Genomic DNA, 13,670 nt, shown 5'->3' on the forward strand with positions numbered 1-13,670 from the left:
AAGAACAAGCGTGTACGTGGCTTGAAAAAATGACGAGGAGTTGAGGTGCTTGAATGCAATCGCGTTAGCGGCAATCGGAATTTTTGTATTCATTTTAGGTTACCGGTTTTATTCGAAATTCGTCGCGGAGAAGATTTTTAGATTGGATCCGAATTACGTCACACCTGCTCACAAATACAAAGATGGTGTGGATTTCGTCCCGACAAACAAATTTGTTTTGTGGGGCCACCATTTTACGTCTGTAGCGGGAGCTGCGCCGATCCTTGGTCCGGCGATCGCGGTTTATTGGGGCTGGCTGCCTGCGGTTCTATGGGTTGTGCTGGGAACGGTTTTTGCAGCGGGGGTCCATGATTTTGGAACTTTGGTGCTGTCTGTCCGCAATAAAGGGCAGTCGGTCGGGACCTTGGCGCACCGATTGATCGGCCAGCGCGGGAAAGTATTGTTTCTCTTTATCATCCTCATCCTGGTGCTTATGGTCAACGCTGTATTCGCTTGGGTAATCGCGAACTTATTCATCTCATTCCCGGCCAGTGTGCTGCCGGTCTTCATCCAAATTCCGTTGGCAGTGTGGATTGGCCATGCAGTTTATAAGAAAAACAAGAAAATGCTGGTGCCTTCACTTGTAGCGCTGGCGGTCATGTATTTTACAGCCGTCATCTCAAGCCAAGTGGATTTCCTGCAAATCGATTTAGTCCGCTATATGGGTGGAGAAGAAGGTGCAGGATTATTCGGCCTTGGTGCCATTTCGACGGCGTTCTTCATTTGGATCATCGTCTTGATGATCTACGTTTATATCGCGTCTACATTGCCGGTTTGGCAATTGCTTCAGCCGCGCGACTTTATCAACTCACATCAATTGATCGTCGGATTGGGCATCTTGTACCTTGGGCTATTGTTTACGAATCCGGACATCACAGCGCCAATTTCAAACCCTGACGCAGATGTTTCCTGGTTCCCGCTGTTATTCATCACCATTGCCTGCGGCGCGATTTCCGGCTTCCACGGGCTTGTGTCATCCGGGACTTCATCAAAACAGCTCGATAAAGAAACCGATGCCCGTTTTGTCGGCTATTTAGGAGCTGTAGGCGAAGGGGTTCTGGCCTTAATTTCGATCATTGCGGTTATCACGTTCTTCCCGGACCGTGAAGCATTTTTTGCAACCTACAGCAGCTTCCAGGCGTCGAGCGGAGCGGGCCTTGGCGCATTTATCCAAGGGGCCTCGAAATTGGCTGAAGGGCTGTTGATCCCTGGAGAAGTCGCTGCGACCATCGTATCCATCATTGTCGTATCGTTCGCTGCAACGACGCTCGATACTTCTGTCCGCTTGATGCGCTACATCATCTCGGAGCTGGGAGTCGAGTACAACATTCCTTCATTGGAGAAAAAACACGTCGCGACAACAATCGCAGTCGTGGCAAGTGCGGCACTTGTGTTGATTCCGGAAGGGCCTAACGGCTTCGGCTCAGGCGGATACTTGCTGTGGCCGTTATTTGGTACATCGAATCAGCTATTGGCCGGCATCAGCTTATTGTTGATCTCGATTTGGCTGAGAAAACTCGGCCGAAATTACATGATCACCATCATACCGATGATTTTCCTCATGTTCATGACGCTATGGGCGATGTTCCAGCAGGTATTTCTGCAATGGGCTTGGTACGCAGATTCGCCTAATACATTGCTCTTCGTTTTCGGTGCTATCATTTTCGTCTTTACGCTGTGGATCATCTTGACAGCGGCACAAGCGCTGCTCAGCAAAAAAGATCCTGGATTTGAAGAGATTGAATAGACGGGTTTGGCTGCCGGAAGGGATCATGTACGCTGTGATCCCTTCTCTTTATACATATGAAGGGGGTGTGCAGACATGCTTGATAAGCTGAAAAAACTGATCGCTTATTACGAAGAAGTCTTGGAATTGCCGCACCGCACCGAAATCGCGCGCGAATTGCGTGCTGAGGATGACATGTTCCTGTTGATGCTGTATTCGGAAATGCTCGGGATCCCGAACCCCGTCTATTATTATACGCTTGAATTGTACCCGTATATGATTGAGGAATTTCACGATTGGCATTTGCGGATGGGGATGGAAAAATCTCCTTTAAGCGGCATCCGCTGCTGTTGAACATGGAGGAAGTGAGGGGAAATAATGGATGTCTTAACAAAAAGCATCATCTTTGTCGGCGGCAAAGGTGGGGTCGGGAAATCAACTTCGGCAGCCGCAATCGCTTGGAAATCGGCTAAGGAAGGCCATAAAACCTTATTGGTTTCCACCGATCCGGCGCATAATGTCGGCGACATCTTTAACCGTGAAATCGGCGGCAAGACCATCGAAATCGCCGACAATCTCTTTGCTCTTGAAATCGATCCGGAAATCGAAACGGATAATTACATCAAAGGGGTAAAGGCGAACATCAAAGGGACGGTCCATACGAGCATGATGGAGGAAGTGAACCGCCAGCTCGATACGGCGAAAGCATCGCCGGGTGCGGATGAAGCGGCGTTGTTCGATAAACTGATCCATATCATTTTGGAAGAGCGCAAAAATTTTGATAAGCTGGTCTTTGATACGGCGCCGACCGGGCATACCATCCGTTTGCTGACGCTGCCTGAATTGATGGGTGTGTGGATTGAAGGGCTGCTCGAAAAAAGGCGCAAAACCAATGAAAATTACACGGCACTCTTGAATGACGGCCAGCCGCGGGAAGATCCGATTTATGAAGTACTGCGCGAACGCCAGGAACGCTTTTCAAAAGCGCGTGACATTCTGTTGAACGAAAAGGAGACCGGCTTCATCTTTGTGCTGAACCCGGAGCGCCTGCCGATTCTGGAAACGAAAAAAGCCTTGGAGCTATTGCATAAATACCATCTGCACGTAAAGACGCTGATCATAAACAAAGTGCTTCCTGAAGAAGCGGATGGCGAATTTTTGATGGAGCGGAAAAAGCACGAACAAAAATATCTGGAGCTGATCAAAGAAACATTTCCGAAGCAGGAATTGATTTTTATTCCATTGTTCTCGCAGGATATCATCAGCATGGAGCAATTGGAACTGTTCAGTGCACAATTTACGGAAGGGTGACGCAATTGAAAGCATTTGTTATGGAAGCAGGGCAATTTAAATTGAAAGACATGCAAGAGCCGGAGGCGAAAAGCGGCGAAGTTGTCGTCCGTTTGAAAACAGCGGGCATCAACCGCCGCGACCTTGGGTTGCTGAAACGTTATGGCGACAATCCTGAGGCTTTGGTGGTCGGTTCTGACGGAGCCGGCATTATTGAGTCGGTGGGTGACGGGGTGACGGGTTTTTCCGAAGGGGACGAAGTCATCATCAACCCGGCATTGCGCTGGTTTGCCAATAGCGACGCACCGCCGGCGGAATTTGATATTCTCGGCATGCCGGACCACGGGACGTTCGCGGAAAAAATCGCGATTTCCACCGAGCAGATCGAGCGCAAGCCGGCCCATATGAGCTGGGAAGAAGCGGGTGGCCTCGTGCTGCCGGCGCTGACAGGATACCGTGCACTTTTCACAAAAGGGCAATTGGAAAAAGGGCAGACTTTGTTCATCCCGGGAGCGGGCAGCGGAGTGGCGACATTCCTCATTCAGTACGCGAAAAATACCGGAGCCCGCGTCATCGTGACATCGCGCAGCGAAGAAAAGCGCCAACATGCGCTGCGCATCGGAGCAGACCGCGCCATCGCAACAGACAGCAACTGGGTTGAAGAATTAGCAGACGAAACCGTTGACCTGGTCATTGACAGCGTCGGCGGCGCCACATTCAACCGGTCGTTGGAAGCGCTGAAAAAAGGCGGGCGCATCGTCATTTTCGGTGCGACCACTGCAGACAACGTCGATTTCAATTTGCGCAGCTTTTTCTACGGCCAATACCAATTATTCGGCTCAACGATGGGTTGCCGCGAAGAACTGCGCGACTTGATTGCCCATATGGAACAATACACTACGCATCCAATAGTCGATAAAACTTTTGCTTTGGATGAAGCCCAGGAAGCTTTTGATTACCTGGCTGCCGGCAAGCAATTCGGCAAAGTCGTTTTGCGCATCAGCGAATAAATTCTTGAAACTTTTCAGCCGCCCCTCCGTATAATAGGTAAGAAGCAAGAAAATTGACTGGAGGTCAAGAGGATGGAAAACACAGGGTTGAAAGTGCTCGTCCACGCCAGCGCGTTCTTTGCGCCATTTTTAGTGCCGTTTATCGTGTTCCTGATTACGAGCGACCAAGAAGTGAAGAAATTGTCGATTCAGGCATTGCTGTTCCAGCTTGCGATGGGCGTGTTGATCTTCATTTCGAGTTTGCTGATATTTGTCATCATCGGCATTCCGATGATCATCATTTTCGGTTTGATGACGATCATCGTGCCGGTTATGGGCATCATCAAAGCATTGAACAACGAAAAATTCGATTATCCGATTGTCGGAGCATGGTATCAATGAAAAAAGCCCCTCAAGGGCTTTTTTTATTGGAATAAAATCGGGTGAGAAGCGTATTTTGCTGGTTATGGGGCGTATTTCAAGGTTTGTAGAGCGTATTTCGCCCGTTGCAGAGCGTATTTCATCATTAATGGAGCGTATTCTCCGAAACCGTAGAAAAACCCCCGGCCATCACGAGATGGCTGGGGGTTGCTCGGTGGAAACAGGCGCAATGGCGCGCTGGCATCCATCAGATGATTAAGCGTTCCTTGCGCGTTACCGGAATCAGCGACAAGACGTTGTCTATTTTGAACGTCCGTTTTTCATTCCGCAGGAAGCAATAAGCTTGAAACGATTCACCGCTGACTTTCAACACTTTGATCCGTCGTTTGCTGATGGTTCCGTCGTTGGCCATGTACATGATGTCTGCAAGCTGCTGATGTTTGAATGCCTTTAAAATCTGCGCACGCATTGGATTTCACCCCTTAATAGAACGTTTGTTCTTATTATAGAACATAAATGCGGTGCAAACAAGCAAATTGATTTCGTGTATAATGGAACGAACATATATTCTTTTCGGCACAAAGAGAGGAGCTTGAACATGAAATTTTTCCACACTGCCGACTGGCATCTTGGCAAGCTGGTCCAAGGGGTTTACATGACAGAAGACCAGCGTTTTATCTTGGAGCAATTTATCGCCGCGGTTGAAGAACAGCGGCCGGATTGCGTCATCATCGCAGGTGATTTATACGACCGGGCGGTGCCGCCGACTGAAGCGGTCAACCTGCTCGACGAAACGCTTGCGAAAATTGTCCTCGAATTGGACACGCCGGTCTTTGCAGTCGCCGGAAACCACGACAGCCCGGGGCGCCTGAATTTCGGCAGCCGCGTCTTTCGCAAAAACGGCATCCATATCGCGGGCCATGTAGCGAAAGACCATACACCGGCCGTGATCAAAGACGAGTTCGGTGAAGTCCATATTCATTTATTGCCATATGCTGATCCGTCCCAAGTGCGCTATGCATTGGGAAATCCGGACATCCGCTCACACAACGATGCGGCGGAAGCGTTGACACAGAACATCGCGCAATCGCTCGATCCCACTGCCCGCCACATTGCGGTCGGCCACGCTTTCGTGACGCCGCACGGCGAACAGCAGGAAAATACCAGCGATTCAGAACGGCCGCTGTCGATCGGCGGAGCCGAGCATATCGAAGCCCGCCATTTCGCGGCATTCCACTACACCGCGCTCGGCCATCTGCATCAGGCGCATCATGTGCTGAATGAAACAATCCGCTACGCGGGATCTCCGCTGAAATACTCGATCTCGGAAGAACGCCACCAAAAAGGCTTCCTCGTGGTCGACATCGACGGCGACGGGAATGTCACCACTGAAAAACACTTGCTGCTGCCGAAGCGTGACATGCGCACGGTCGAAGCCTTTATGGAAGATTTGTTGCGCCATGAGGTCAACGAAGATTATGTCTTCGTCAAGCTGCTGGATGAAACGCCGATCCTTTACCCGATGGAAAAAATCCGTTCAGTCTACCCGAATGCAATGCATGTCGAACGGAAGCTGGCCGGGGGCGCAGGGTTCCAAAGCGACAGCGGTTCGCGCCGCGAGATGGATCCGCTGAAATTATTCCATGCTTTTTACGAAGAAGTGAAAGGCGAACCGGCAGCCGAAGCGACGGAAGCGATTTTCAAAGAAGTGCTGGAAGAATTTCTTCACGAAGAAGACGGCGTCAAAGCGGAGGTGAAAAAATGAAGCCCTTAAAATTGAAAATGACTGCATTCGGCCCTTATAAAGGGAGCGAAACGATTGATTTTGCCGATTTGAAAGGCAATCAGCTATTCGTCATTTCCGGCAGTACCGGCTCCGGCAAGACGACGATTTTCGATGCCATCAGTTTCGCGCTTTACGGTTCCGCGAGCGGTTCCGACCGCGCTGAACCGCGCAATTTACGCAGTGATTTCGCTGACGGCAACACCCACACGAGCGTGGAAATGGAGTTTGAGATACACCGGAAAACGTATCGCATCCTGCGCCAGATGAGCCATGTCAAAGCGGGTAATAAAAGCGCAACTGGCGACCGCTATGAATTCTTTGAAATCACGGAGAGCGGGGAAGTCCCATGTGTCGAGCGGCAAATCGTCTCTGAAATCGACCGTAAAGTGGAAGAGCTCCTGGGTCTGACGCAAAATCAGTTCAGCCAAATTGTCATGCTGCCGCAAGGGGAATTCAGGAAGCTTTTGACTTCGGAAACGGACAATAAAGAAGAAATCCTGCGCAAAATTTTCAAGACCGAGCCGTATAAGATGATCAGCGAACGATTGAAAAGGAAAAAAGACGCAGCGGCAGAAGCTTATGGCGTTGAAGAACGAATGCTCAAAAACCATATCAGCGGCATCGCTTCTGTGCTGCCGGCTCGGGAAAGCGACTTGTTCGAGCTGATTCAGCGCGATCACATCAACATCCATCAAGTATTGGATGCGCTGGACAGCGAAACGGTTTATTACAGCGAAAAAGAACTTCTGGATGAGCAGCGCTACGGAGCGGTGTTTAAACAGCATGGCGAAAAACAGGACACTTATTACGAAGCGAAAAAGTGGAATGACCGGATTGGCGAGCTGGAAGAGAAAGAACGGCGCCTCGGGCAGCTGAATGGACAGCTCTCTTCTATTGAAGAACAAGAGCGCGCTGTGCAAAAAGCGGAGCGCGCCAGCCTGATCGAAGGGCTGGAAAATCAGTTCAAAGAGCTGCAGCAAAGCGAAAGCGAAAAAAATAGGTTATTCACCGATGCGCAAAAAGCGGAACAGCAGGCAGCGAATGCTTTGGCATCAGCAGAAACGGCATTTGCGCAGGAGCTGGAGCAGGAAGGCACGCGCAATGAAGTGCGGCGCCAGCTCATGCAGCTGGAGAGTTTATTGCCGGCGGTTCAAGAGCTGGCATCCAAGCAAAAGGAACTGGTGGAAATGGAAGCCGCTGCCAAAAAGTCAGCGGTGGATGAGAAATCAGCCGAAGCAGCATGGCTCGCCGAAAGGGAAGCGTGCAAAGAATTGGCAACGGAAATCGCCTTGCTTGAAGCGAAGCTTGAAACTTTCGATGATAAGCAAACTGCGCTTTCTGCACTGAATGAGCAATGCCGTGTATTGATGGAGTTGACGGCGCTCGAAAAAACGCAGCTGCGCCACATCACGGAAAACAATGGGAAACAAGCTGCTTACAATGCGGCTTTGGAAGAATATAAAGCGCTTGAAGCGAGCTGGTTCGGCAATCAGGCACAAGTGCTGGCGGCTGCTCTGCATGACGGAGAAGCTTGTCCGGTATGCGGCAGCACGGAACATCCTGCCAAAGAAAACGGCGGACATCATGAAGAAGTGCCGAAAGCCCGTTTGGACGGAGCGAAGGCGAAGCTGGATGTGGTGGACGGGCAATACCGGGATGTCTTGGCGAAAATGAATGCCACAGAAGAGCAAATGGTTCAAAAACGCATGGCAGTAACGGAGCTGGGATTGGCAGCTGAACGAGCGCAAGAGCTGCACACCGAACTGGAACAAAAGCGGCGTGAATTGGACAGCGAAGTCAAAAGGCTGCTTTTGGATAAACAGCAGCTGCGGACGATGAAAGAGCGGCTGGCAGTGAAGACCCAAAAAGCGGATGGCTTGGAAACGGCTAAAACAGAGCTGGCACAGAAGGCGCAGCTGCAGGCTTCCGCTTTTGAAACAGCTCAGGCGGTCTTTGAACAGCGCCTCTTATCGATTCCGGAGGAAGTCCGGACGATGGCGGTATTGAACGAGAAGATCAGACGCATGAAAGATCGGAAAGAACAGCTTGAGCGCAGTTGGGAAGATGCGCAAAAAGGCTTGCAGCGTGCGAAAGAACGGATTGCCGCTGCTGCTGTTGCGGTTGTCCATAGAAGCGAAGCGGCAGCAGAGGCTGTTGCCAAAAAAGATAAGGCATTGGAGCAATACCGCGACGCCCTGCAAAAATCCGAGTTTGAGTCTGAAGAAGCTTATCAACGGGCGAGAATGCCGGAAGCGGCCCGCGGGGAATTGCAGCGTTCGACCCAGCAATTCAGGCAAGCGCTCCATACTGCTAAACAGCAGGCCGAAGAGCTGCGGGAAGAACTTTCAGGCAAGGCTAAATCGGATCTCAGCCTTTTGGAACTTGAAATTGGCCAATTACAAGCAGAATACGAAGCGGCGCTTGGCGAATGGAACCAAACCAAAGACTTGAAAGCGGCAGCGAGCGGATTAACGGCGAAAATTATTCAGGCTTCTGGCCAGGCGGCAGAGCTGGAGCAGCAATTGAACCGCATCACCGACCTGCATGATATGATCCGCGGCCAGAACAGCCTGAAAATTTCATTTGAACGCTATTTGCAGATTGAGTATTTGGAGCAAATCATCCAATCTGCAAACGAGCGTTTGAAAAACCTGTCGAACGGCCAGTTTTACCTGATGCGCAGCGACCGGCAGGAAGCGCGCGGCAAACAAAGCGGCCTCGGCCTGGATGTTTACGATGCGTATACGGGCCAGACTCGGGACGTCAAAACCTTGTCAGGCGGCGAAAAGTTTAACGCATCGTTATGCTTGGCGCTTGGCATGGCAGATGTCATTCAGAGTTTCCAGGGCAATGTCTCGATTGACACGATGTTCATCGATGAAGGATTCGGGTCGCTCGATGAAGAATCTTTGAATAAAGCCATCGATACATTGATCGACCTCCAAAAATCGGGCCGTATCATCGGCGTTATTTCACACGTTCAGGAACTGAAAGCTGCAATCCCGGCGATTTTGGAAGTGCATAAATCGAAAGAAGGCTTTAGCCGGACGAACTTTGTCATCAAATAACAGCATCCATGAATGGAAGGGGCGAGCGATATGAAAAAATGGAGTTTGAAAGCGCGGTTGATTTATTTCGGCGTGATTGCGCTGGTCAGCGCCGCTTTTTTTGCTCTGCAATTTTATGCTTATCAAAACGGCGGGCAAAGCACTTGGGAAGCGATGCTTCTTATTGTATGGGGCATCCTGGCAGCATTCGGCATTGGCGGATTCGTCTACAGCATCGCGAGAAAAGGCTGCTAAAGTTTCATGGGCAACGCTGGGAAGCTGTGGTAAAGTGAAAAGATATCTGTAAAAGCAGGAGTGAAAAGCCATGACAAAAAAATTAACCCATGAAGAACTGATCCGTTTGATCGAACCGGGCGCAGATATCATCGTGCCGATTGCCAACGGCGAACCGGTCCGCCTGCTCGACATTTTGGAGGACCACGCAGCCGAATTGCAAGGCGTGAAAATCCATCAGATGCTGGCTTTGCGCAGCCGCCGCTACATCAACGGCGAGTTTGAAAACTTGAAGCATGTGTCGTATTTCCTGAGCGGCGCTACCCGGAAAGTGTACCAGCAGGCGAAAATGGAGCTGGTGCCGAATAATTTCCACGAAGTTCCGCGCATGCTGCAAAAAGTGACGAAAATGTCGATAATCATGACAGTGGCATCGCCCATGGATGAACACGGCTACTTCACGTTCGGTACGCAGGCAGACTACGTTGCTGAATTCGTCGGCAAAGTGCCGTTTGTTTTGGAAGTCAATGAACACATGCCGAGAACTTACGGGCGCAACCAAATCCACATCAGCCAAATTGCCGGTTTTATTGAACACAACGAACCGCTGGCGGAAGAAAATACGCCTGCGGTCGGCGACAAAGATTTGCTGATTGCGGCATCAGTCATTGAAGACATCCAGAATGGCGATACGCTGCAGATCGGCATCGGTTCGGTGCCGAATGCGGTCATCAGCATGCTGAAAGACCATCGCCATCTGGGCATCCATACGGAAATGCTGCCCGACGGCATCGTCGATCTCGTTAAATCAGGAGCGGTCGACGGCACGCGGAAATTCACCCATACCGGCAAAATTGTTGCTACTTTCGCATACGGCTCGAAAAAATTATACGATTTCATCGATGACAACCCGGTTGTGGAGTTTTTGCCGGTCAGTGTTGTCAACGATCCGCGGGAAATCGCAAAAGAGAAGAACATCGTTTCCATCAATGCGACAACTGAAGTGGACCTTTTCGGGCAATGTGCCTCGGAGACGGTTGGCGGCAAGTATTATTCGTCCAGCGGCGGCCAAATCGATTTTGCCCGCGGCGTGCGTTTTGCGGAAAACGGCAAAGGCTATATCTGCATGCAGTCGACGGCCAAGAACAATACCATTTCCCGCATCAAGCTTCAGCTGGCGCCAGGCTCAGTCGTCACGACCGGAAAAAACGATGTCGATAATATCGTGACCGAACACGGCATCGCGCGCCTGCACGGTGTATCGATTTCCGAACGGGCGAAACGCCTGATCAGCATTGCGCATCCGGATTTTCGCGATGAACTTACATTTGACGCCAAAAAGCAGGGCATCCTTATTTAAAGAAACAACCCCCTTTTCCTCGCTGAGGAAAAGGGGGTTTTAAAGTTGATCTTCAAACGGCCGCCACGCACTTGCTTATCAAATAACCTCCAAAGCGACTTCGCCGATGCCTTCATAGCTTGCGGTATAATAGCCTCTTTCCAATTTTCTTGGGGAGACGAAAGTTCCGGACGACACGTACATCCCTTTTTTTAATGTATGGCCATGCTGAGCCAGCTCATCAACAAGCCATTTCAATGCCAACGCGGGATGCCCCAGTACAGCAGTTGAGCTATTGGACGCAATTTCCTCGCCATTGAAACGGAGCACGCCTTGGATATCTTCCAACCTCTCATAACTGACAGAAGAGACCGGTGCGCCGGATACGATTTTTCCGGCGACAGCACTGTCCGCAATCACTTGGCCAAGCGTGATTTTGGGAAACCAGTTATCGAAACGTGAATCCGGCACTTCGATTCCAGGAGAGACAATGGTCTTTTGAAGAATGTCAGCGATGCTGTCGGCGGGGGAGAGATCTTCCTGGGCGATGAAAATCAATTCAATTTCAATTAAGGGTGAAGACATCCCTGCCAATTCGATAATGCCGTCTGACAATGCAGAAGACATCAACGCACCATAAAGCGGTGTGGTCGAATTGAACAGCTTTTGTGTTTCAGGGCTGGTCAAACTCACTTTATAGCCTTTCAGCTCTTCTCCGGCGGTATGGATTTTCTTCGCCGTCAGCGCACGCTGGATGCCGTATGCCTGCTGTTTGTCCAACGACGCAGGAATTTGCTCTTTATCGATTTGCTGCTTATGTACGTAAGCTTGAAATAATTTCTCTGCAGTTTTTTCATCTGCTGCTGATAAGTCTGTCATCGTGATTGCCCCTTCCGAAACGTTTGAATTATCATAACACTTAATCTATTATCGTGTAACCGCCTTCTGGAAATCGACAAAAAAAGCCCATGTTCCAGAACTCGGAACAGGGGCGGGAATGATTAAAGTACATAAAAATAAACGGCAAGGAAATGGCACAAGCTGCCCGCTAAAATGAATAAGTGGAAGATTTCATGAAAGCCGAGGCGCATATGTGAAAACATTTCCGGCTTCAGCGCATAGATGACGCCGCCGATTGTATAAAGGACGCCGCCGGCTACCAGCAGCAGCAAGCCGATAAGCGACAATTGGCCAGCCAATGGCACGACTGCGAACACGATGATCCAACCCATGGCGATGTAGAGGACGGTTGAAAGCCAGCGCGGGGAATGGAACCACACCATTTTAAAGAAAATGCCGCTCAAGCCGATAATCGCGACCAATGCAAATAATACAGTGCCAAGCGTGCCTTCCAAAGCGATGAGGCAAAATGGCGCATATGACCCTGCAATCAAGGCATAAATCATTGAATGATCCAGCTTTCTCAAAAACGCGATGAATCGCGGACTTGCCTTGATGCTATGGTAAATGGCGGATGCCGAGTAAAGGCAGATCAGGCTGATGCCGAAAATCATCACTGCGGCCAAGTGGATGGGAGGAGCTTGGTTATAAGAAGCTTTTACGACCATCATCAATAAAGCGATAAAAGATAGTACGGCTCCTGCTAAATGGGATAAGGCGTTGAATGGTTCACGGATATAAGTATGCATGTAAATATACACCTCTTTTTAAGTAGTTATTGAAACTACTTATAATGATACATTGGTTTATTCATGAGGTCAAGTTTGGAGAATTTGAAATCATAGGGTAAAATGACGGTATCAAATAAAGCGGCGAAGGTGAATGCGGATGAAGGAAAATGGAGAATGGCTGAACAGCCTGGCTTTGGAAAAGCAGGTGTCGGCCGGCGATATACCGAAAATCGAATTATACATTGATCAAGTGATCGAGCTTTTTGAAGAAATTTTCGCAGATGCCAAACGGAATAGCGAAGAAAAAATCTTAACCAAAACGATGATCAATAACTACGCCAAAGGGAAATTATTTTATCCGATCCAAAATAAAAAATATTCACGTAACCATATTATGTTAATCAGCTTGATTTACCAGATGAAAAGCGTATTATCCATCAGCGATGTTAAGAAAGTGTTGGATGGCGTCAATGAAAAAGCCATGCAGCATGAATGGGATTTGGAAAGCTTTTATGCGAGCTTCCTGGAGCTTCAGCAAAGCAATGTGGAGATTTTCAAAGGCATTTTCCACAAACAATCGGAAGAAGCGGAACGCCAAGCCGAAGGGCTGGAGGATGCGGATGAGCTGAAAGAAGTATTGCTTATTGCATCGCTTGTCCATACCAGCAATCTTTACCGCCGGGCAGCTGAAAAAATGGTCGATGAATTGGCGGAGCGGAGGAAAGGCAAATGACAAAAGTGCTGATAGACGCTGACGGGTGCCCGGTCGTGGATTTGACAATAGCGGCAGCAAAGCGGTTCGGGCTTCCGGTTTTGTTGATTTGCGACACTGCGCATATCATGCAGCGGGAAGGCGCAGAAACGGTCACTGTTTCAAAAGGCGCCGATGCCGTGGATTTCGTTTTGGTCAATAAAGTCGACAAAGGCGATATCGTCGTGACACAGGATTATGGTTTAGCGGCGATGGTTCTTGCTAAAAGAGGGATACCAATCGACCAGAACGGCCGCATTTATTCCGATGAGAATATCGACCAACTTCTTCATGGGCGCCACATAGCCAAAAAAATCCGGCAGAGCGGCGGGCGCATGAAGGGGCCTAAAAAGCGCAGGCAGGAACATAATGATCATTTTGAACATGCATTGATCCAACTGCTCGAACAAGCGGCTATTAAATGAAAAAAGGACACGGCGCATACCGCGCCGTGTCC

14 protein-coding genes are annotated in these 13,670 nt (G+C 49.7%); 11 read left to right on the forward strand and 3 right to left on the reverse strand.

The window, feature by feature from the left end:
• Positions 1–49: 49 nt before the first annotated feature.
• The 5 genes from QMA09_RS02120 to QMA09_RS02140 all read left to right on the forward strand — a co-directional run bounded on the left by QMA09_RS02120 (position 50) and on the right by QMA09_RS02140 (position 4,446).
• Complete coding sequence (locus tag QMA09_RS02120) at positions 50–1,786, forward strand: carbon starvation CstA family protein (protein ID WP_135503267.1); 1,737 nt, start codon at positions 50–52, stop codon at positions 1,784–1,786.
• A 75-nt stretch (positions 1,787–1,861) separates the two neighbouring features.
• Positions 1,862–2,119, forward strand: a complete 258-nt coding sequence (locus tag QMA09_RS02125; protein WP_135503264.1) for a cory-CC-star protein — start codon at positions 1,862–1,864, stop codon at positions 2,117–2,119.
• Positions 2,120–2,143: 24 nt separating this feature from the next.
• Complete coding sequence (locus QMA09_RS02130) at positions 2,144–3,076, forward strand: ArsA family ATPase (RefSeq protein WP_290211843.1); 933 nt, start codon at positions 2,144–2,146, stop codon at positions 3,074–3,076.
• 5 nt (positions 3,077–3,081) lie between these two features.
• Positions 3,082–4,065 (forward strand): zinc-binding dehydrogenase, encoded by a 984-nt coding sequence (locus QMA09_RS02135; RefSeq protein ID WP_290211844.1) that lies wholly within the window; start codon positions 3,082–3,084, stop codon positions 4,063–4,065.
• A 72-nt stretch (positions 4,066–4,137) separates the two neighbouring features.
• Entirely contained in the window at positions 4,138–4,446 is a 309-nt protein-coding gene (locus tag QMA09_RS02140) for a DUF4870 domain-containing protein (protein WP_135503256.1), read from the forward strand.
• Positions 4,447–4,672: 226 nt separating this feature from the next.
• On the opposite strand, the gene QMA09_RS02145 is transcribed toward QMA09_RS02140, so the two are convergent.
• Positions 4,673–4,894 (reverse strand): transcriptional regulator, encoded by a 222-nt coding sequence (locus QMA09_RS02145; protein ID WP_135504286.1) that lies wholly within the window; start codon positions 4,892–4,894, stop codon positions 4,673–4,675.
• A 129-nt stretch (positions 4,895–5,023) separates the two neighbouring features.
• On the opposite strand from QMA09_RS02145, the gene QMA09_RS02150 reads away from it, so the two are divergent.
• The 4 genes from QMA09_RS02150 to QMA09_RS02165 all read left to right on the forward strand — a co-directional run bounded on the left by QMA09_RS02150 (position 5,024) and on the right by QMA09_RS02165 (position 10,852).
• Positions 5,024–6,190: an exonuclease SbcCD subunit D gene (locus tag QMA09_RS02150; protein ID WP_290211845.1), complete on the forward strand. Its 1,167-nt coding sequence runs from the start codon at positions 5,024–5,026 to the stop codon at positions 6,188–6,190.
• Positions 6,187–9,279, forward strand: coding sequence for an AAA family ATPase (locus QMA09_RS02155; protein ID WP_290211846.1), 3,093 nt, complete (start codon positions 6,187–6,189; stop codon positions 9,277–9,279). Before QMA09_RS02150 ends, QMA09_RS02155 begins: the two co-directional genes overlap by 4 nt.
• Before the next feature lie 30 nt (positions 9,280–9,309).
• Positions 9,310–9,513, forward strand: coding sequence for a hypothetical protein (locus QMA09_RS02160; RefSeq protein ID WP_290211847.1), 204 nt, complete (start codon positions 9,310–9,312; stop codon positions 9,511–9,513).
• Positions 9,514–9,583: 70 nt separating this feature from the next.
• Positions 9,584–10,852: an acetyl-CoA hydrolase/transferase family protein gene (locus QMA09_RS02165; RefSeq protein WP_290211848.1), complete on the forward strand. Its 1,269-nt coding sequence runs from the start codon at positions 9,584–9,586 to the stop codon at positions 10,850–10,852.
• 78 nt (positions 10,853–10,930) lie between these two features.
• Here QMA09_RS02165 and QMA09_RS02170 read toward each other — a convergent pair whose 3' ends face one another.
• Positions 10,931–11,710, reverse strand: a complete 780-nt coding sequence (locus QMA09_RS02170) for a 2-keto-4-pentenoate hydratase (protein ID WP_290211849.1) — start codon at positions 11,708–11,710, stop codon at positions 10,931–10,933.
• A gap of 122 nt (positions 11,711–11,832) precedes the next feature.
• Complete coding sequence (gene trhA, locus QMA09_RS02175) at positions 11,833–12,480, reverse strand: PAQR family membrane homeostasis protein TrhA (protein WP_290211850.1); 648 nt, start codon at positions 12,478–12,480, stop codon at positions 11,833–11,835.
• 139 nt (positions 12,481–12,619) lie between these two features.
• On the opposite strand from trhA, the gene QMA09_RS02180 reads away from it, so the two are divergent.
• A complete protein-coding gene (locus QMA09_RS02180; RefSeq protein WP_290211851.1) occupies positions 12,620–13,195 on the forward strand; it encodes a DUF1836 domain-containing protein in 576 nt (191 codons plus the stop codon).
• Positions 13,192–13,638 (forward strand): YaiI/YqxD family protein, encoded by a 447-nt coding sequence (locus tag QMA09_RS02185; RefSeq protein ID WP_290211852.1) that lies wholly within the window; start codon positions 13,192–13,194, stop codon positions 13,636–13,638. Before QMA09_RS02180 ends, QMA09_RS02185 begins: the two co-directional genes overlap by 4 nt.
• Positions 13,639–13,670 lie beyond the last annotated feature (32 nt).

This window comes from Planococcus sp. APC 3906 (assembly GCF_030407685.1).
Classification (GTDB): Bacteria; Bacillota; Bacilli; order Bacillales_A; family Planococcaceae; genus Planococcus; species Planococcus koreensis.